Below are 18,804 nucleotides of genomic sequence, written 5' to 3'. Positions count from 1 at the left end.
TGACACTATCATGAAGGATACTAGGATGGAAGCGGAAAAAGAAGGAAATGAGAATGATATTAGCATGGTGAATAATCATGAGTCAGAAGTTCGAAGCTACTGCCGTCGCTTCCCGGTGGTATTCACCAAAGCCAAAGGAGCCACCATCGAGGACGAAAAAGGACGTGAGTATATCGATTTCCTGGCAGGTGCTGGTGCCCTCAACTATGGCCATAACAATCCAGCTATCAAGGAGAAGCTGCTCGAATACATAGAGTCGGACAAGATAGTCCACAGCCTCGACCTCGTGACGGAGGCAAAGCAGGCCTTTATTGAGACCTTCGACTCCCTGATCCTCAAGCCAAGAGGCATGAGGTACAAGATGCAGTTCACCGGACCGACCGGAACGAACGCTGTCGAGGCTGCGATGAAGATTGCTCGAAACGTCACGGGAAGGTCGACCATCATCTCCTTTACGAATGGCTTTCACGGCGTGACCCTCGGATCGGTCGCCGCAACCGGAAACAGCTATTTCAGAGACGCATGCGGCATACAGCTGCATGGCACGACATTTATGCCCTTCGATGGCTATATGGGTGAAGAGGTCGATACAACCGAGTACCTGGATAAGGTGCTAACAGACAGAAGCAGCGGCCTTGACCAGCCGGCGGCAGTGATTGTCGAGACGATCCAAGGCGAGGGCGGAATAAATGTAGCAACTTCAGAGTGGCTGAGATCTCTGGAGAGGATCTGCCGAAAGCACGGTATCCTCCTGATCATCGACGACATCCAGGTAGGATGTGGAAGGACAGGGACTTTCTTTAGCTTCGAGGAAGCTAAGATCTCACCAGATATCATTATCCTCTCAAAGTCGCTAAGCAGTTACGGCATACCCTTCTCTATGGTCCTGATGAAACCAGGTATTGATCAATGGAAACCCGGCGAACACAACGGAACGTTTCGGGGAAATAACCTGGCTTTCGTCACCGCGAGAGCGGCGATTGAAGAGTACTGGAGTGATGCCTCGTTCTCAAGGAAAGTGAGAATGAAAGGTGAATTCGTCAGGGAGCACTTTGATAAGCTGGTTGACCTCGACGATACGGGAACGCTCTCTGCCCGTGGCCGGGGGATGGTCCAGGCTCTCGATTGCAGGACGGGTGAGATTGCATCTATGATCTCCCATGTCGCATTTGAGAAGGGTTTGATAATAGAGACATCTGGGGCAGAGGACCAGGTCCTCAAGTTTCTGGCACCGCTCACGATAAGCGACCACGAGCTCGATAAGGGCCTGTCCATACTAGAAGAGAGCATAAGAGATGTGATGGAAAAAATGCGTCTTAAAGCGACGAGAAAGATGGATAGCGATATCGAGGTTCTGGCATGATATTAAGAAATCTCGAGGACGCCGAGAGGTCCGATCGGAGGGTAGTCGCCGAGAACTGGGAGAGCGTCCGTCTCCTGCTGAAGGGGGACTGTATGGGATTCTCTTTCCACATAACAACCATCTATCCGGGGACGGAGACCCACATCTGGTATAAAAACCATCTCGAATCTGTCTACTGCATCGAAGGAGAAGGAGAGGTGGAAGTCCTGGATGGAACAGATGACGGTGGTGTGGCAGATGCCGTGCGAATTGGTGAGCCGGGGGGTGTCGAACAAGCATGCGTGATCTATCGAATCGCACCCGGGACTATCTATGTGCTTGATAAAAACGACCGCCACATCCTTAGAGCGAAGACCACAATGAAGCTTGCATGCGTATTTAATCCACCCCTAAATGGAAGGGAGATCCATGACGAGGACGGCGCCTATCCGCTCGATGGAGAGGAGATTGCAGGATAATTCTATTGTGGGTGGGGTTATGAGAGAGCTTGCTGAGATCGAGATGAATGGCCATCTCATTGATTCGCAAATGCTTGCTAAAGTATTGGATAAGATCATGGATATGGGGGGTGAGTTCGAAATCAAGAACTTCCGCATAGGCCTAAAGAAGAATGACACCAGCTATATCCAGATAACTGTCGCCGGCGAGGATGGGTATCATCTGGACCGCATACTCCTGGAGTTGCATGCCTTGGGAGCCCGGATGGTGGAGATGGTGGATGTCAAGACCGAGATTGCGCCAAGGGATATGGTTGTGCCTCGCGGATTTTACTCGACCACCAATCATCCCACCTATGTGCGCTACCAGGGTACATGGGTAGAGGTGGAGCACAACCACATGGACTGTCTGGTGGTGCTGGAGGATGGTAGGGCCATTTGCACGCCCATCGGCCATATCAAGAAGGGCGATCGGGTGGTCATAGGTACCGCCGGGGTCAAGGTAGTTCCGCCGGAGAGGCCACGCCAAAAAACGTACTTCGAATTCATGTCCAATGATGTCAGTTCAGAGCGGCCCAGCTGCGAGCTGGTGCGGCAACTGGCTGAAGAGATCGTGCGCACTAAAAAGGCAGGCGGAAAGATCGCCGTGGTCTGCGGTCCGGCGTTAGTGCATACTGGGGCTGCGCCCTCGCTTGCCTGGCTGATTCGAGAGGGCTACATTGACGTTCTTCTGGCTGGAAATGCCGTAGCGGTCCATGATATCGAGCGGCAGCTATTTGGCACCAGTCTCGGGATGAACTGCGAGGGAAATGCCATCTCCGGAGGGCATCGAAATCACCTCTATGCCATAAGCGAGATTATGGCCAGCGGATCCATCAAAAACGCCATAGCCGAGGGCAAGCTCAAGGGCGGCATAATTTACGAGGCTATCAAGAAAGGCATTCCTTGCATCCTGGCGGGCTCCATTCGTGACGACGGCCCACTTCCAGAGGTTATAACGAATACGGTGGAGGCCAAGTATGCTATGGATAAGGCACTGCAGGGTGTGGAAATGACCATTATGCTTGGGACAATGCTGCACTCCATTGCGGTGGGCAATCTTTTACCATCCTTCGTAAAGACTATATGCATCGATATCAACCCTGCCACGGTGACTAAGCTCATGGACAGAGGTTCTGCCCAGGCAATTGGACTCGTTACGGATATTGGTATCTTTCTCCCCCAGCTAGTTAAGGAGATAGATGGACAAGAAGCCCACCATGAAAATTTATTAAAATAGAATCGATGTTCTCTTCCTCAAGATCATATCTGATGCCTTATACTGGGAGTTGTGCAAATAATAGGAGGAGGATTGAGAACGATACCGGCGCAGCAACCAGTCTTGTCTCCTCTCATAAACCAGTTATGGACAAAGCATTATATGGTCAGAAAGGGGATGATAAACGATGAAGACGCAAAGGACCATCGAATGATCTTTGTGCAGCATTGGCAAAGAGACTCAAACCGTCTCTGGCAAATCCGCGCTCTGCATCAGGGACTGAGATAATTGGAGGGAAAAGCTATAAAGCCATTGCAGCATTTTGGCCACATGAAACAGAAGACAGGAGGAGGAATGAGATGGAAGAGATTGGAAAGTTGATAGGAAAAGGCTTTGGCATCTGGAAGAAGAACCTCAACCTTTGCGTTCCCTTTATATTCAGCGGTTTCGCCTCGATCCTGATCGTCGCCGCATTTTTTATCGCCATGTTCCTGGCTGCAATGCCATTTCTGGGTGAAGACTGGACTCATTTGGAGGATTTAGAGGATGCTGAGGTGATGGAGGGGTTATTTGCCGGGATGGACTGGCAGGATTTTCTCCCCATATTAATCCTCTTCCTGGGCATGATTGTGGTCCTCTCATTAGTGGGATCGTACTTCAATGCCGGAGCTATAGGCATGGCCAGGCAGGCTCTTGTGGAGGGCAAATCGAGAACGTCAGCCATGTGGTCCGCTGGAAGGAAGCACTTTTGGAATATGTTTCTCTTGAGCCTCATCATGGGATTGGCGACGATGGCCGGGCTCATCTTCCTCCTCCCTGGTATGGGGCAGCTTACTCTAGCCTTATCCGGAAATCTTGACAATCTCGAGGGGCTGGGAATGATCCTGGCTGGATTTATGCTGTTCATCCTCTATGCCCTAATCCTGTCAGTCATATTAGCCCTTGCACCTTATGCTCTGGTGCTGGAGGGCGCAGGGCCGGTGCAGGCCATAAGGGCAGGAATAGATTTCTTCCGCTACAACAAGTTCGACGTCCTGATTCTGTGGCTGGTGGTGATGGCTCTATCCGTGGTCTTGCAGATGATTGGCAGCTTAATCTCCTCGGGAAACGAGGTGGCATATCAGCTGCTGTCATTGGCCACCAGTCTGGTGAGTCTGCTCGTCTTAGCCCCCCTGGCCAATCTCTGGTGGACAAGGCTTTATATGGTCCGTAAGGGTATGCTCAAAGAGGAAGAGGTGAAAGATCCTTGGTGAATTTTCCCAGTTTGAGCTATTCGGCGATCATCCTGCGCTTTCGGCAGTATGCACTGATTCAGCAGGCAGCCATTGCCGCGGCTTTTGTGCTGCTGATTTATATTCCATACTCTTATTTTCTGTTGAGAATGAGCTTCACAGAATCCATTGCCATGGCGGTCTATTCTGCTGTGCTCTTTATGGCTATATACTATCTAACATCCAGGTTCATCCTGAGGAAGACCAGAAAGCTGGCCGTTCAATCTCATGGGCCTAAGAAGGGCCTGAGAAAATAGGCGGGCTTCTCAGACCAAAGTATAAGTCCTGACAGCGGCAATAGTGATCCTCGAAGGGTTGAATATGGAACTTAAGGTCGTAAAGATGGAAATCCCTGAGGGATCGAATCTGGTTTTAGGACAGAGCCATTTCATAAAGACGGCAGAGGACCTCTACGAGGCTATGGCAGGAACCGCCCCCGGGGCAAAGTTCGGCATAGCATTCTCTGAGGCCAGCGGCGACTGCCTGGTGCGCTCAGAGGGAAATGACTTGGAGCTGGTCGAGGCGGCAAAGAAAAACTCTCTGTGTTTGGCTTGTGGCCATACCTTCGTGCTGCTGATGAATGGGGCTTTTCCGATAAACGTTCTCAATGCCATCAAATCCATCCAGGAGGTCTGCGGCATATTCTGCGCTACTGCCAACCCCCTGGAGGTGGTGGTGGCCGAGACCGATCTCGGACGAGGGATCATGGGCGTGATCGACGGCTTCGTGCCCAGGGGCGCTGAGAACGACCAACAGGTGGAAGAGAGACGCCTCTTGCTCAGGAGGTTTGGATATAAACTTTGATCTGGCGGTATCAAACGGCTTGGTCTATACAAATAACGGGCTGAAAAGCATCGATATCTGGATCAAAGAGGGGAGGATCGCTGCCCTGGGCGGCCCGCACCGGGCGGCAGAGAAGATCGATGCTCAGGGAATGCTGGTCCTGCCGGGATGCATCGATGCTCATGTCCACTTTCGTGATCCCGGGCCAAGCTACAAAGAGGACTGGCTCTCCGGATCAACAGCCTCAGCCGCGGGAGGGATCAGCACGGTCATCGACCAGCCGAACACCGATCCGAGGACCCTAGACCGCATCTCATTCGAGATGAAGCTGGAGCGGGCGCGAGCCAGCTCCGTGGTGGACTACTGCATCAATGGCGGTCCGGGCAAGATCGAGGAGCTGAAGAAGGCAGGAGCCCAGGCTATCGGGGAGATATTCTGCTATGAGCACAGCGATCCTGAGATTGTTCGGATTCTCGCCGAGACGAGGAGATTGGGGTTGCTGGCTACGATTCATGCTGAGGATGGCTCTATTATTAAAGAGATGGCAATGGCCCTATCCAGCCGGCAGGATCCTGAGGTTCACTCCCTCGCCCGGCCGGTGGAGGCGGAGGTTCAGGCCATTGAGAAGGTCTCAGGCTGGTCGGACCGTCTGCATATCTGCCACATAAGCAGCGGCCAGGGACTGAATCTGATTGAGAGGACCAGGCAGGAATGGACAAGAGAGGAGACTGTTGCAGCCGAGCCAAAAAGTGCAGCTCATAATAATGCCAACTCGAGACTGACCTGCGAGGTCACCCCTCATCATCTCCTTCTCAATGTTATGGACTATAAAAAGCAGGGGTCATTGCTGAAGATGAATCCACCCCTGCGGGGTAAGGCAGACAGCGAACGGCTCTGGGAGGGGCTGAGGACTGGCAGCATCGATATTTTAGCCTCGGATCATGCACCCCATCTCCCGGAGGAGAAGGGAGAGGACATCTGGGAGGCACCAGCAGGGGTCCCTGGGGTGGAGACCATGCTGCCGCTTATGCTTTTCGCTGTGAGGAGAAATCTTCTCCGCCTGGACCGATTGGTGGATGCCCTGGCCACCAGGCCGGCGAGGATCTTTGGCCTGGCTGGAAAAGGAGCTATTAAAGTGGGAAAGGATGCCGATCTGGTGATAGTCGACCCCAAGAGGGTGGCGGAGATAAGGGCCGATCGACTGCACAGCCGGGCGGACTGGACCCCCTATGAGGGGATGAAGGCCATATTTCCCAGGATGACGATCATAAGGGGCAGTGTGGTCTGGGATGATGATCTGGCGGTCGGACCAGGCTACGGACGCTTCCAGGGAGCGCAATTGCAGTGAATGCAAAAGGTTTTATGAGAACAGAGCACTATTTTAAGTTATGAGATCCGATTCTTCAGGCACCAGCGATCTGGAACGCATGATCGGCAAAGCCGCAGTCGAGGCGGCGAGAATGTCCAGCCAGGCGAGCCAGGCGGCGAAGAAGATCCTGGGCGATGTGACGGGCGAGATATCTGAGACGAAGAGCCTTGACCGGGCACCTCTTGACCTCATAGATGCCGATGTAGAGCTGATCGCTCTGGTGGCCCTGCCCGGCGCCAGCAAGGATATGATCGACCTGAGGGTGACCGAGGACAGCCTGTATGTCGACGCCAAGGCCAGTCCCAGGGAGGGCCGATATCTGCGCCAGGAGCTCAATTCCATAAGCCTAAAAAGGGAGATCAAGCTGCCGGCGGAGGTCAAGCCAGAGCAGGTGCGGGCAATGTTCAAGGACGGCATCCTGGAGGTGCATCTTCCGAAATTGGTAGTGGTAAATGCTCAGAAGGTCCAGGTGGATTAACGCTGCTGTCCACTGGCCGATCAATTTTTTTTTTTGCAGAAAAAAGAGAGAGGTCTGGTTTAGTATTCTCTGTCCAGACTCTCTGTCGTCTTCACCTGATAGGTGTAGTTGATTGACATCTCCTGGCGGGGCATGACCTCCAGCTTCCACTTCAGGGTGGTGGCAGTTCTCTCATCGGGCTCGGGGGAGACTGAGATCATCACCGCCTCCTGAGGAACAGTGTCCGTTACCTCCAAATCTGCAGTCCGGTCCAGGTTGCTCTTGATCGAAAGGTGATAGGTCCAGGCCTGTCTGATCTCCTTGACGGTGCGGTTACCCTCAGGCGTGCTTATCGCTTTGATCTCTTCGGTCTTGTTATAGTCGGAGAGCTTTTTCTCCAGCTTCAGATCGGCAGAGGTGCCCACCACAATGGAGGCGTTGGTGCCGGCAGGAGTATAAGGCATCTGGATGGTGGAGACATATTCGCCATTGCGGTAGAGCATGGCCTTCCCCTCGGGCCAGGGATTTTCCAGGGTGTTATTGATACGGACCTCCTCATCTGCCGGACCCTCAGACTGCCGGCTGGCATCCCAGGTATAGATCCTCACCAGGGGTGACTCCTTCTCAAAGAGGGGGAATCCGATCTCCTTGTCCATTGCCAGGTCCTTTCGTCCTTCCAGCTCGAAAATATAAAGGGTCTCCAATTCGCCCGTGGCCGGAAGATCCGGGGCGGCTTCATATGCCACCTCTTCCATCGCATACGCCATTTTGGCATCTGCCGCACCTGCGCTTCTGGGTGCAGCAGGATAGGCATGCACCTCTGGAGAGAGACCGGCCACCAGCTTGAGGCGCACGTTCTTCAGGTCCTCTCCTCCCCGGTTGCTCACCACAGCATTGGACTTCACCAGCACCTGATCCTCGCTGAGGTGCAGGTCGTATATGGGCTTCCAGGTGGCAGAGCTGTACATGAGGTAGCTCAGATCGAATCTCTGCGATCCAGCGGACGATATGTTCAGGGTATAGATGGGATCTGACTCGTAGACCACCCTATCGGTGGTGGCATTGCTCACCGAGAGAAGGACAGAGCCGAAATCGGCCTTATCCGGAACATTGACCACGAACTTGTGAGCTCCCTCGGTCACATCCAAAAGTCCCGTCCTTTTAACTGCCATCAGGCCGTCAGGATAGATGGTGACGGAATCCACGGGCAGGGTAATGGCGGTTGTGGCCTCGACTTCGCTCGCCTCCTGCGAGGCCGAGGCAGGAACGCATAACAACAGCACTAGAATAATTGCATAGGGCTTCATAAGAACACCTCATTCTTAATGAGTGGTAAAGAGTATTAGCTTTTTCTCAAATGACTTCCATCTCTTAGACCAATCTTCCGGTAGGCGCAGAAAATATCAACCCTGGAATCGCTGATCATCAAGCCCCACTCTGCGCTGGGCGGCTAGGCCCCAGGCCCGTGAATCCCAGGCTGGCCAGAGACGCTGCCAAGAAAAGAGCAGATCCTGCGGCAGAGATACTAAAAAGAAATCGACTGCAGAGCCTGAGGCGAAGTCACATGGTCAATATACCTCTTGGTGAGTTCCCATCGAGACAAGAAGTACGTCATCCGCCCCTGAATCAGGATTCTTCAAGAACATGAAGAGAATACGATTATCGTAATCTATACTGCAGGCCCACATCCTCTCCAATTGCCCTTTCAATTTATGAGAATGCAGCTCAGGATGAAAAGGGTCCTCAGCCAGGAGGCGCAATGCCTTCTCAACCTTCGGCAAAATATCCGGCCTCTGTTTGACAATTCTTTTGAGGGCTCGGCGGAAGGCTTTGGCCCAGATGAGCCGCCTCACTCTCTCAAATCCTCTTCGAGATCCTTCAGGAGGTCATCCACAGTACCCGTATGAACCTCGCCTCGCCCGCAGGCTTCCAAAGATTCTTTCATATCTGCAACCAGGCGTTCTCGACGCTGCTCAATGATGCGTTTATTGATAATCTCCACAAGCATTTCCCGATCTTCGATGGGCAGAGCCTCTAAAGTCTCGATAAGCTCCTGAAAGCCGGGCTTTGCCATTACTTCGCTCATTGAAACCACCCATCACAACTGATTGTTATCATTTAGATGCAGCAAGTAGTTTACTGCGTTCCCCTTATTTATTATATTCGATTTGCTTTGGATAAAATATCCAGCCCGTTGCCTCCGCGCAGCTGCGCATCACGAGCGCTCGCCCGGCCCACCCGTCCTGCCCGATCCTGTCAAGCCAGCTCTGCCGCAGGGCGTGATGTTGCTGCTTTTCACCGTATACCCAAGCGTTCCTTAATTGCTCGGACATCGGCCTGTACCTGCCTGAGATTGTCAGCATATCCGGGCTGGATATCATCCCTCAAGCCCTTGATCTTTCCCAAGACATTAGATATAGCGCCAGTGATTGCCTTTATTTGAGGTATCATGCGGGTGCTCTTTCGCACAGGTGGGATGCTCAGTTTCAACCTGAGCGCAGAAGGCTTTAATCGCCACCTCATCGCCATCATTAAAGGCCAGGACTGCCTGGCCTTCGCTGCATCTCATATTGTGGGCCTCCGTCTCCTGGAAGGATGGGGTCATCCGCCGGATAATCCGGTCGTATCCTGTCCAGCCGGATATGCTCATGGCGATCACTGCGTAAAAAAGCCTAGGCCCCAGCATGCCTATTATGCCTGGGTGAGCAGGAGTCCGGGGAAAGAGCTTTTCATGTCCGCCAGCCTCATGAGCAGGCTATCCACCAGTCCGCCTTTGAATCCGGACAGCAGGCTCACAGTGGTTCTGATAAAGAGAGATATGACTACGATTATGGCGGGCATGAGCAGAGAGAGCCGGGCACCCAAAGATAATCCTTGAAAGGACATCCCGCCCGAGCTTATCACTTCCCAGGAGATGATCCTGGTTCGGCCACTGGAGCCTGTGACTGATTTAAAGACCATGGGCTCAAGACAGGGGATGAGCTCATCGTGGATGAGATTTGAATCCCATGGTCTCTTGATTATTTTATGGTTGAATCGCCGTTAGCTATTGTTTACACCAAATTCCTAGGACGAACCATCCAGGCTCTCCGTCGTTACCACTCGATAGCTGTAGTCGATGGCCGTCTTCTGCCGCGCCAATAGCTGTAGCCGCCATTTCAGGCTGGTGGCCGTGGTCTCGGCGGGTTTGGGGGTGACGTCGATCATCTCCGCCTCCTGGGGCAGGTTGTCTGTGGCCTCTAAAGTGGCCGCACGGTCCAGATTGCTCTCGACTTTGAGGTGATAGGTCCAGGTCTCAGTGGTCTCTTTTACGGTATGATTCCGTCCGTTGGACGTGATGGCCCGGATCTTCTCCGTGACGTTGTAGTCCTTCAGCTTTCTCGTAACCTTGAGATCCGCAGACGGGCCGATGACAAGGGTGGCATTGGTCCCGGATGCAGTGTAGGGCATGTCTATGGTGGAGACATAGTCGTCATTTCTGTAGAGCAGCGCCGTCCCGGAAGGCCAGGGGTTCTTCATGGTGTTATTGGCCCGGATCTCCTCCACTGCAGGCCCCTCCTCCTGAAGGTAGGCATTCCAGGTGTAGACCCTGACCAGAGGTACGTTCTCTTGGAAGAGCGGGAATCCGATCTCCTTGTCCATGGCCAGATCCTTTCTGCCCTCCAGCTCGAAGATGTAGAGCGTCTCCAGTTCGCCTGAGGATGAGCCCTCTGGGGCAGCTGCCAGATCAAAAGCCTCGTTTAACGCTGCTTCGGCCGCATATGCCTGCTGGATTTGTGCGGACCTGTATATCGGCTCGACGGCAAGAGGCAGTCCGGCCACCAGCTTGAGTCGCACGTTCTTCAGGTCCTCTCCGCCACGATTGCGGACGACGGCGTTTGCATTCAGAAGAACGGAATCATTGGCGAGATGCAGATCGTATCTGGGCTCCCAGAAGCCTGCACTGTGCATCAGATAGCTGAGCGCAAAGTCCTGCGGTCCCGAGGAAGAGATATTCAGAGCGTAAACGGGATTGGAGTCATAAACCACTCTCTGTACGCTGGCATTGCTCACGCTCAAGAGGATGGAGCTCTTGTCGGCTGCATCAGGAATGTTGATTACGAACTTATGCTCGCCGACAGTTGTATCCAGGGTTCCCATGCGCTTCACTGCCATCAGGCCGTCCGGATAAACGGTGACAGAGTCGACAGGCAAAGTCACGGCTGTGGTGGCCTCAACCCCGCTCGATTCCGTCGAGGCAAGGGCTGGGGCGCACAACAGCATCATCAGAAAAACTGCGAAGAATTTCATTACAAATCCCATTTTAGAGTAAACAGTCCGAGATATTATACTTTCCTGGGCACAAGCTCCTAAATAAGTGATGTAGGCAGGGCACATTCTATCACAAATTATTAATATTATGATAATCATGTACCCTGTGTGACCCTACAATGACTGAGATGCAATTAAGCTTGATAAATTTTCCGTATCGTGAAATGCTTTCAAATATCTTCCAGGATTACTCAAACGACTTTGAATTTACTGCGAGCGGTATTTTTCGGAAAATAGTGCCGCCATTATGTCCCGAATGTGGCCATCCAATGAGCCATAATGGTTTTAACACCTGCCAGAAGAGACATCTCGGAGGGGCAAACGTCGGGAAATATTTATGTGGCGCTTGCGGAAAGTCAACTGAAGAAAATCGAGACTTCTGGGTCAATCTAAAGGCAGACTTCTTAGGGATTATCACGGAAATCTGCACTCGTCTGAGGCTTAACCACGTATCTTATGAAGTGATAGAATCGATAATGGGCTATCTATATCCTCGGGATAAAGATACTATCCGGAACATGGTCCAGTGCGCGATTGATGAGATGGATATCCCTCCGGTCAAAAATATCCAGTTTGTGCATTATGATGAGCAACATCCCAAGGCAGGTCGAAACCAAAAGTATCGCTTGACACTCCTTGATTCGGTAACAAGGCAAGTAATCGCGGATGAACTTTATGATTCAAAAGACGCCGATACTATCGAAAGTTTCCTTCGAAGAAATCTTGATACCCAAAAGCAGATATTTATTGTCACAGATCTCTACCGAGGATACAGTGATATTTTTAAAAGAGTTTTCGGTAATAAGGTCATCCATCAATTCTGTTTGCTCCATTTGAATAAGCTCATAGTCAATGATTTTCCTCGAAAAACGAGCATTGAACAGGAATTAATTAAATACAGATTGCTTAATATATTTTATGATCGTGAGCCTGAGATAGAGTTTCTTTCCTGCTTGATCGAAGAAGAGAAAACCATGAAACAGAGAAGCGACAAGGAATATAAGTCCTGGATTAAGGAGGCAAAGAACGCATTTCATAAATTCGTCCGAGATTTGGAGTTGAAACGCAGAAGGGAAAACAAAAACCTTAAACAAAGAGATTATTATGAAGCTTTAAATAATTTTAAAATTTTAAAGATGCAATCTGACTCGTTCATGATATCTGTAAGAAAAAGACTGGCGAAAATCGAAGAGCTTTGGCCAAATCTTACAGCGTTTTACTTTGTCGATAATGCTCCAGCTACAAACAATCCTATAGAAAATTTCTATTCAGCAAGCCTCAAGACTCATAGAAAAAAGCAGTTAGAGGAACTTGGAATCAAAGAGCAGATAAAGCTCTCTGCGCTGAAGAAAGCCGGAGTCTTTGGAAGACCTCAAAAGACGCTACTCGATGCATTCTTTATGTTCATTCCTTTTCTAGATACGGGTTAAAAGATTCAGCACCGCTAACCGCATCTAACGCCATAGTTATAGCCAACGAAATTTTTTAAAATATAGATATTAATTTATAATCTATTTTGATAAATCTATTTTGATCGAATCAAATTATAACGATTTATGCGACCACATTAGCAATAATATCGGGGATAGGATAATTTCTCGCTGACAAAAAACCAAATTTCACTTGATTTCTAGATAGTGCCCTTTCCTGAATTTGAGACAAAAGAAATCGCAACGTAATCCTTATATCGATTCATCCTTTCAGAGGACTCAGATCTAATTATGGTGTTTCCATGTTTCTTGATTTTATGAGCGAGGTCGAGGGCCTGCTGAAAAGCGCCCTCGATCGCTGTGGCTTCGCGCCAGAGGAGGGTATAAACAGCCTGGGGCTTGAGCTTACCCCCCATGCCGATCTGGCCTCTTCAGTGGCCTTCCGCCTGGCACCGGTCCTCAAGAAGAGCCCGGCCGCCATAGCTGGAGAGATCCACCAGGCGATCCCCCATGAATTCCGCTATGTAGAAAAGGTGGAGCTTGCCGGCCCCTACCTCAACTTCTTCATGAACCGAGCGTTCCTGAATGCTGTCTTGAACCAGGCCCTGGCAGACAATGCCTGGACTGGGAGGATGAACGAGAAGGTCATAGTGGAGCACACCTCCGCCAATCCGGACGGGCCGCTCCATGTGGGCCATATCAGAAACTCAGTGATCGGCGATACCCTGGTCAGAATACTGCGCCGGGCGGGCTGCACTGTGGACGCCCAGTACTACGTCAACGACATGGGCCGCCAGGAGGCGATGGTGGTGGTGGGATTGGATCACTTCCAGCTGGACGGCAGCAAGCCGGACCATGCCATCGCTCGGGTCTACATTGCCGCAAACAAGGAGATGGAGAGCAATCCCGCCATCCGGGAGGAGGCAGACCGGGTGATCCAGCTCTATGAGGCAGGCGATCCGGAGGTCACCGCCAAGGTCCAGTCTGCCGTTCGTTATGCTATCGGCGGAATAGAACAGACCTTGCAGAGGATGAACATCTGCCACGACAGCTACCACTGGGAGTCGGAGTTCGTGCGGGATGGCAGCGTGGCCGAGATCGTAGAAAGCCTGGAGAAGACCGGCCTTGTCGCCTGGGATGAGGGATCTCTTCAGCTGGACCTGAATGATTATGGCTTTGAGAAGAAGATGGTCCTGAAAAGAGCCAATGGGACATCGCTATACATCACTCGCGACCTGGCCTACCACCGCTGGAAGTCGGCCAACTCCGATCGCTCTGTGGATATCCTTGGAGCGGACCATAAATTGGTCTCCGGACAGCTGCGAGTGGCTTTGGGCCTTTTAGGCGTCCGCGAGCCGGAGGTGGTGATATTCGAGTTCGTCTCTCTGCCTACAGGCTCCATGAGCACCCGCAAGGGCAAGTTCATCTCCGCGGACGAGCTATTGGATGAGGTGGAAAAACAGGCTATGGAAGAGGTTAGGGCCCGCCGGCCTGATGAGAGCCCGGAGTTTTTAAAGGAGGTGGCCCGCCAGGTAGCCAGCGGTGCAGTGCGCTACGATGTGGTAAAGGTATCCGCGGACAAGGCCACCACCTTCGACTGGAAGCAGGCCTTAGACTTCGAGAAGCTGTCAGCCCCCTTCATCCAGTACTCCCATGCCCGGGCCTGCAGCATCCTTCGCAAAGGCGAACAGAGTGAAAAGTTCCAGGCTGATCTGCTGGTAAGCGATTATGAGGTCGCCCTGATCAAGAAGATCGCCCAGTTCGATCTGGTCATCGACAGGGCAGCATGCGAGCTAAAGCCCCATCATCTGGCCACATATGCCCGCGAGCTGGCGGAGAGCTTCAACCTCTTCTACCGCTACAGCCCAGTGCTGGATGCATCTTTTGAGCTTCGGGATGCCAGGCTGGCTCTGGCTAAAGCGGCCAGAAACGCCCTGCGAACCACCCTGGAGACCCTGGGCATATCCGCCCTGGAGACGATGTAAGCCATGGGACGCTTGCGCCTGCATCCAATCTCCATCCCCCTTCGAGAATTGATCGGTCTGATGATTGTGATCCTGCTCCTGCTCCTGGCTGCATCGGCTCAAGCCTTGCCCAAGTCCAATTATAGCTGGACAGAAGCCCCTTGGGTCAGCGATGAGACAGGGGCGGATGAGAAAATGGCCACAAAGCTATCTGCTCCTCTGGCCTTCAATCCGGGCGATGCCGAGACTCCTTCGCTTAATATCGGATCGCATCTTCTGAACTTCTCGGAGCTCGCATCCCTGCCATTCTCATGCCAGCTCTGGATTCGAAATGACTTGCAGTGGAGCCACTACCTCAAAGCCATCCAGGGAGAGGATGTGGATATAATCATTTATATGCCCGAGTATGGCGAAGTGGACGTCTATTTGATCTCTTATGCCAGCGGCACACGAGATCGCTGGAGCTTCAATCTCCTTGAAGGATATCATCTCCTCAGGCTGAGGGCAGAGGAAGAGGGGCGATACTTCATGATAGCAGCTCGGAAGAGCGAGCCTGGTAATGCCCTGATCTTGGACCTGGTCGCAAAGTCCGATAACGCTTCAGTCTCGCCATTGGATGTAGGGACCATTTCCACTGGAAGGGCAATGGTGACGATAAAGAGCGAGAGGATAAAAGGATATGACGTCTATCTGGACGGGGCCTTCTACAGCAGCGATGTGGGAGATGGGTCTATTGATGGCGTTGCCAGCTTCACTCTAAGTGCAGACAAGACGCACACCATCAGCATCTCCCAAAGGGATGTCCAGGGAAATATAATCAACAAGAGCGAACATACAAAGAGATTCAAGAGGGATATGGCCTATACCCTGTTGATAGAATGAGAGCCGAAACCGTAAAACCATCGTGCTGGCTCTTCGCTGTTTCATATGGGTAACCTCAGGATAACGATTTTCATTCTTGATTGGATTAGGCTTCAGATTTCCATCTCATCCATACAAAACAGTGAGGAACCAGAAATTGAGCCTTCTCCGAAGGCTCCGGCGCTTCAGTGCAAAACATTAATAAATGATCATCAAGATAACATTTTAAGGAATGCTCCTGGGCAATTCAGAGCAATAATCTAACTGAAACTGAAGCCGCACTTCAATCATCTCTCGATCAGGAACCTGTTAGTATGTCGTCGTGGTCGGAGCGATGTTGTCAGATTAAGATAAGCGAACAGCATGACATGGACATTCGACTGAGCAATCTTTGGTGATAAATATGAAAGGACTAAATAGATATTTTCTGGTTATAGGCCTGGTGGCTTGGCTCTCAATGTTTATGGCCGAGGCAGCTCCTGACCTATTTGTCAGCGAGTTCTCACTGAATCCCGAAACGCCAGTTCAGGGATCTCCGGTAACTGTGAGGCTTGGAGTTTACAACCAGGGCACCGGCTCATCCGGTCCGTTCAGTGTCCAGTGGTGGCCTGGTGAAAACTACCGGAATCTGGGATGCAGCTGGGAAGTGGATGGATTGGTGGCACGAGGCGGAAAGATATTGACTTGCACCTACGACGGCTACCCCAGCTGGTATGCTAACATCAATACCAAGGTTTTGGTCGACTCCGGCGGAGTTGTGGCGGAAAGCGATGAGGCAAACAACATCTTCCTCAAGCCCATCAGCGTGAGCAAGCCTGGCGCAGGATCGCCGGGACCGGTTGGACCTGGGTCGGCGTCTGGCTCTCCTGACCTATTTGTCAGCGAGTTCTCACTGAATCCCGAAACGCCAGTTCAGGGATCTCCGGTAACTGTGAGGCTTGGAGTTTACAACCAGGGCACCGGCTCATCCGGTCCGTTCAGTGTCCAGTGGTGGCCTGGTGAAAACTACCGGAATCTGGGATGCAGCTGGGAAGTGGATGGATTGGTGGCACGAGGCGGAAAGATATTGACTTGCACCTACGACGGCTACCCCAGCTGGTATGCTAACATCAATACCAAGGTTTTGGTCGACTCCGGCGGAGTTGTGGCGGAAAGCGATGAGGCAAACAACATCTTCCTCAAGCCCATCAGCGTGAGCAAGCCTGGCGCAGGATCGCCGGGACCGGTTGGACCTGGGTCGGCGTCTGGCTCTCCTGACCTATTTGTCAGCGAGTTCTCACTGAATCCCGAAACGCCAGTTCAGGGATCTCCGGTAACTGTGAGGCTTGGAGTTTACAACCAGGGCACCGGCTCATCCGGTCCGTTCAGTGTCCAGTGGTGGCCCGGGGAGAACTACCGGAATCTGGGATGCAGCTGGGAAGTGGATGGATTGGTGGCACGAGGCGGAAAGATATTGACTTGCACCTATGACGGCTACCCCAGCTGGTATGCTAACATCAATACCAAGGTTTTGGTCGACTCCGGCGGAGTTGTGGCGGAAAGCGATGAGGCAAACAACATCTTCCTCAAGCCCATCAGCGTGAGCAAGCCTGGCGCAGGATCGCCGGGACCGGTTGGACCTGGGTCGGCGTCGGGATCTCCTGACCTATTTGTCAGCGAGTTCTCACTGAATCCCGAAACGCCAGTTCAGGGATCGCCGGTAACTGTGAGGCTTGGAGTTTACAACCAGGGCACCGGCTCATCCGGTCCGTTCAGTGTCCAGTGGTGGCCCGGGGAGAACTACCGGAATCTGGGATGCAGCTGGGAAGTGGATGGATTGGTGGCACGAGGCGGAAAGATATTGACTTGCACCTATGACGGCTACCCCAGCTGGTATGCTAACATCAATACCAAGGTTTTGGTCGATTCCGGCGGAGTTGTGGCGGAAAGCGATGAGGCAAACAACATCTTCCTCAAGCCCATCAGCGTGAACCATCCCTGAGAATGTGGCCGAATCGAGATTGGATCCTGGCCCTATCATCTCTTTTTTTAGCTCTTCGCTGTTTCATATGGGTAACCTCAGGATAGCGATTTTCATTCTCCGGGTATGACTCCCCCTTGGAATTCCGACCTGATGGAAGATTGGTATTGAGATTATTCATAAATGGCGATATCTCGGCATTTTGGCGATTACTTGGATTAGGCTTCAGATTTCCATCTCACCCATATGAAACAGCGAGGCCCCTCCTTTCTCAAATCCCCTGCTATTTTCGTCTCCCGCCCTGATCTCGATTATATTTATTTTTGCACCTCTCTGCCATTGGACATGCCGATGCTTGCCCTCAGGAAGGCGAAGTCTGCACTGGTGCCCCTCCTCCTGCCGTCCGGGATCCGGCCATAAGCGAAGTGAGAGTGGCTCTGGTCGCTCTGGGGATATACTCGATCCATATTCTCTCCAAGGGCATCATACAGATAGACTGTACCGTTGCCAGTTGTCGCCCAGGCGTCCTTGCCCTTCGCCACCTTGAATCCCAGGGGATCTATGATTCCCTGCAGAGGAATGATACCCTTCCAGGCCCCGTCTTCGATCTGCACCGTCCAGCCGGTAAGGTCCACAGGGTCATCACCCGCATTGTAGAGCTCCACCCACACAGTTTCGTTATGGGGCGCGCTCAGTTCAATCTCGTTTATGACCACGTCGCAGATTCCAGAGGCTGAGAATGCCAGCAGGCATAAAAAGGCCAGAGACGCTCTGATGCCGCCTCTTGATGCCGGACGTGTCGTCATCCTCCATTTTGATTTATCCTTAGATTCCAAGATCCCTCAATCCCAAAACTGCAGCATATGACCGCTCAGCGCACATTGGTCGCACCACGGGTGGCAGAAGCCAGACCCCAGTCGCCATCGGTGTTCGTATCGTATCCGTCCGGATTCCTGCCATAGGTAAAGTCGTTTCCCAAGCTATCCAGGCGAAGGGCGGTCCTGTCTACCTCCTCACCAGATGCACTATAGAGGGTGCAGTATCCTCCGTCAGTATGGTTCCAGGATTCCTGGCCATCCAGGACATAGAATCCTCCTGCGGGAAGAATCGTACCCAGGGGTACAGGGGAGAATTCTCCCTTCCAGCTGCCATCGGTGATGATGGCCGTCCAGCTGCTTATGTCGACGCTCTCGTTTCCGGAGTTAAAAAGCTCGATCCATTCCGCTCCCCCCTCCGGAGGGTTCAGCTCTATCTCATTTACGACCACCGATGCCATCGCGCTGCAGGCGAGGATCATCAATGCAGCGGCTAGACAGGTTGCCTTCAAGATTGATTTCAAC

General features: G+C 52.1%; 20 protein-coding genes. 12 read left to right on the top strand and 8 right to left on the bottom strand.

All coding sequences use genetic code 11. The features are described from left to right. Positions 1-10 precede the first annotated feature (10 nt). From ectB to MCON_RS05140, 8 genes are all read left to right on the top strand, one after another. Complete coding sequence (ectB, locus tag MCON_RS05175) at positions 11-1,363, top strand: diaminobutyrate--2-oxoglutarate transaminase (protein WP_013718967.1); 1,353 nt, start codon at positions 11-13, stop codon at positions 1,361-1,363. Continuing rightward, a complete protein-coding gene (locus MCON_RS05170) occupies positions 1,360-1,821 on the top strand; it encodes an ectoine synthase (protein ID WP_013718966.1) in 462 nt (153 codons plus the stop codon). Before ectB ends, MCON_RS05170 begins: the two co-directional genes overlap by 4 nt. A 19-nt stretch (positions 1,822-1,840) precedes the next feature. Further along, the gene (locus MCON_RS05165; protein ID WP_048131935.1) at positions 1,841-3,079 is read left to right on the top strand and encodes an ornithine cyclodeaminase, nickel-pincer nucleotide-dependent; all 1,239 of its coding nucleotides are present in this window, start codon (positions 1,841-1,843) and stop codon (positions 3,077-3,079) included. 338 nt (positions 3,080-3,417) lie between these two features. Next, positions 3,418-4,311 carry a DUF7847 domain-containing protein gene (locus MCON_RS05160; protein ID WP_157863680.1) on the top strand — a complete coding sequence of 298 codons (894 nt, stop codon included), beginning with the start codon at positions 3,418-3,420 and terminating at the stop codon, positions 4,309-4,311. A 128-nt stretch (positions 4,312-4,439) separates the two neighbouring features. Beyond that, entirely contained in the window at positions 4,440-4,586 is a 147-nt protein-coding gene (locus tag MCON_RS16395) for a hypothetical protein (RefSeq protein ID WP_162144999.1), read from the top strand. Positions 4,587-4,650: 64 nt separating this feature from the next. Beyond that, entirely contained in the window at positions 4,651-5,133 is a 483-nt protein-coding gene (locus tag MCON_RS05150) for an adenosine-specific kinase (RefSeq protein ID WP_013718962.1), read from the top strand. Then, positions 5,117-6,460 carry a dihydroorotase gene (locus MCON_RS05145; RefSeq protein WP_013718961.1) on the top strand — a complete coding sequence of 448 codons (1,344 nt, stop codon included), beginning with the start codon at positions 5,117-5,119 and terminating at the stop codon, positions 6,458-6,460. The genes MCON_RS05150 and MCON_RS05145 overlap by 17 nt, the downstream gene beginning before the upstream one ends. 40 nt (positions 6,461-6,500) lie before the next feature. Further along, positions 6,501-6,959: an Hsp20/alpha crystallin family protein gene (locus MCON_RS05140; protein ID WP_048131933.1), complete on the top strand. Its 459-nt coding sequence runs from the start codon at positions 6,501-6,503 to the stop codon at positions 6,957-6,959. A 59-nt stretch (positions 6,960-7,018) separates the two neighbouring features. Here the strand turns inward: MCON_RS05140 and MCON_RS05135 are convergent, their stop codons facing one another. The 6 genes from MCON_RS05135 to MCON_RS05110 all read right to left on the bottom strand — a co-directional run bounded on the left by MCON_RS05135 (position 7,019) and on the right by MCON_RS05110 (position 11,204). Next, positions 7,019-8,245: a DUF4139 domain-containing protein gene (locus MCON_RS05135; RefSeq protein ID WP_013718959.1), complete on the bottom strand. Its 1,227-nt coding sequence runs from the start codon at positions 8,243-8,245 to the stop codon at positions 7,019-7,021. A 261-nt stretch (positions 8,246-8,506) separates the two neighbouring features. Then, entirely contained in the window at positions 8,507-8,791 is a 285-nt protein-coding gene (locus tag MCON_RS05130; RefSeq protein ID WP_013718958.1) for a type II toxin-antitoxin system RelE/ParE family toxin, read from the bottom strand. Beyond that, a complete protein-coding gene (locus tag MCON_RS05125) occupies positions 8,788-9,024 on the bottom strand; it encodes a hypothetical protein (RefSeq protein ID WP_013718957.1) in 237 nt (78 codons plus the stop codon). Before MCON_RS05125 ends, MCON_RS05130 begins: the two co-directional genes overlap by 4 nt. Positions 9,025-9,348: 324 nt before the next feature. After that, complete coding sequence (locus tag MCON_RS15115) at positions 9,349-9,624, bottom strand: hypothetical protein (protein ID WP_013718955.1); 276 nt, start codon at positions 9,622-9,624, stop codon at positions 9,349-9,351. Between the two features lie 5 nt (positions 9,625-9,629). Next, positions 9,630-9,899 (bottom strand): hypothetical protein, encoded by a 270-nt coding sequence (locus tag MCON_RS15110; RefSeq protein ID WP_013718954.1) that lies wholly within the window; start codon positions 9,897-9,899, stop codon positions 9,630-9,632. A 105-nt stretch (positions 9,900-10,004) separates the two neighbouring features. After that, a complete protein-coding gene (locus tag MCON_RS05110; RefSeq protein ID WP_232844346.1) occupies positions 10,005-11,204 on the bottom strand; it encodes a DUF4139 domain-containing protein in 1,200 nt (399 codons plus the stop codon). Positions 11,205-11,368: 164 nt separating this feature from the next. Between MCON_RS05110 and MCON_RS05105 the strand changes: the two genes are divergently transcribed. The 4 genes from MCON_RS05105 (at position 11,369) to MCON_RS05090 (ending at position 17,485) form a co-directional block, all read left to right on the top strand. Continuing rightward, positions 11,369-12,679 (top strand): transposase, encoded by a 1,311-nt coding sequence (locus tag MCON_RS05105; protein WP_013718952.1) that lies wholly within the window; start codon positions 11,369-11,371, stop codon positions 12,677-12,679. Positions 12,680-12,981: 302 nt separating this feature from the next. Beyond that, complete coding sequence (gene argS / locus MCON_RS05100) at positions 12,982-14,664, top strand: arginine--tRNA ligase (RefSeq protein WP_013718951.1); 1,683 nt, start codon at positions 12,982-12,984, stop codon at positions 14,662-14,664. A 3-nt stretch (positions 14,665-14,667) separates the two neighbouring features. After that, entirely contained in the window at positions 14,668-15,525 is an 858-nt protein-coding gene (locus MCON_RS05095) for a hypothetical protein (protein WP_013718950.1), read from the top strand. A 436-nt stretch (positions 15,526-15,961) separates the two neighbouring features. Beyond that, complete coding sequence (locus tag MCON_RS05090) at positions 15,962-17,485, top strand: CARDB domain-containing protein (RefSeq protein WP_162144998.1); 1,524 nt, start codon at positions 15,962-15,964, stop codon at positions 17,483-17,485. 296 nt (positions 17,486-17,781) lie between these two features. On the opposite strand, the gene MCON_RS05085 is transcribed toward MCON_RS05090, so the two are convergent. Then, the gene (locus tag MCON_RS05085) at positions 17,782-18,300 is read right to left on the bottom strand and encodes a lamin tail domain-containing protein (RefSeq protein ID WP_013718948.1); all 519 of its coding nucleotides are present in this window, start codon (positions 18,298-18,300) and stop codon (positions 17,782-17,784) included. Between the two features lie 35 nt (positions 18,301-18,335). Continuing rightward, entirely contained in the window at positions 18,336-18,803 is a 468-nt protein-coding gene (locus MCON_RS05080) for a lamin tail domain-containing protein (protein ID WP_013718947.1), read from the bottom strand. Between the last annotated feature and the right edge of the window lies 1 nt (position 18,804).

Origin of the sequence: Methanothrix soehngenii GP6 (assembly GCF_000204415.1) — an archaeon.
GTDB classification, from domain to species: domain Archaea; phylum Halobacteriota; class Methanosarcinia; order Methanotrichales; family Methanotrichaceae; genus Methanothrix; species Methanothrix soehngenii.
Note: the sequence above shows the minus strand (reverse complement) of the source record. Positions and strands in the feature narration are given on the sequence as shown.

Bases quoted from the DNA above. Each gene is read 5' to 3' on its own strand.
- ectB (WP_013718967.1), top strand. From the start codon at position 11: ATGAAGGATACTAGGATGGAAGCGGAAAAAGAAGGAAATGAGAATGAT.
- MCON_RS05170 (WP_013718966.1), top strand. From the start codon at position 1,360: ATGATATTAAGAAATCTCGAGGACGCCGAGAGGTCCGATCGGAGGGTA.
- MCON_RS05165 (WP_048131935.1), top strand. From the start codon at position 1,841: ATGAGAGAGCTTGCTGAGATCGAGATGAATGGCCATCTCATTGATTCG.
- MCON_RS05160 (WP_157863680.1), top strand. From the start codon at position 3,418: ATGGAAGAGATTGGAAAGTTGATAGGAAAAGGCTTTGGCATCTGGAAG.
- MCON_RS16395 (WP_162144999.1), top strand. From the start codon at position 4,440: ATGAGCTTCACAGAATCCATTGCCATGGCGGTCTATTCTGCTGTGCTC.
- MCON_RS05150 (WP_013718962.1), top strand. From the start codon at position 4,651: ATGGAACTTAAGGTCGTAAAGATGGAAATCCCTGAGGGATCGAATCTG.
- MCON_RS05140 (WP_048131933.1), top strand. From the start codon at position 6,501: ATGAGATCCGATTCTTCAGGCACCAGCGATCTGGAACGCATGATCGGC.
- MCON_RS05135 (WP_013718959.1), bottom strand. From the start codon at position 8,245: ATGAAGCCCTATGCAATTATTCTAGTGCTGTTGTTATGCGTTCCTGCC.
- MCON_RS05125 (WP_013718957.1), bottom strand. From the start codon at position 9,024: ATGAGCGAAGTAATGGCAAAGCCCGGCTTTCAGGAGCTTATCGAGACT.
- MCON_RS15115 (WP_013718955.1), bottom strand. From the start codon at position 9,624: ATGCTGGGGCCTAGGCTTTTTTACGCAGTGATCGCCATGAGCATATCC.
- MCON_RS15110 (WP_013718954.1), bottom strand. From the start codon at position 9,899: ATGGTCTTTAAATCAGTCACAGGCTCCAGTGGCCGAACCAGGATCATC.
- MCON_RS05110 (WP_232844346.1), bottom strand. From the start codon at position 11,204: ATGATGCTGTTGTGCGCCCCAGCCCTTGCCTCGACGGAATCGAGCGGG.
- MCON_RS05105 (WP_013718952.1), top strand. From the start codon at position 11,369: ATGACTGAGATGCAATTAAGCTTGATAAATTTTCCGTATCGTGAAATG.
- argS (WP_013718951.1), top strand. From the start codon at position 12,982: ATGTTTCTTGATTTTATGAGCGAGGTCGAGGGCCTGCTGAAAAGCGCC.
- MCON_RS05095 (WP_013718950.1), top strand. From the start codon at position 14,668: ATGGGACGCTTGCGCCTGCATCCAATCTCCATCCCCCTTCGAGAATTG.
- MCON_RS05090 (WP_162144998.1), top strand. From the start codon at position 15,962: ATGTTTATGGCCGAGGCAGCTCCTGACCTATTTGTCAGCGAGTTCTCA.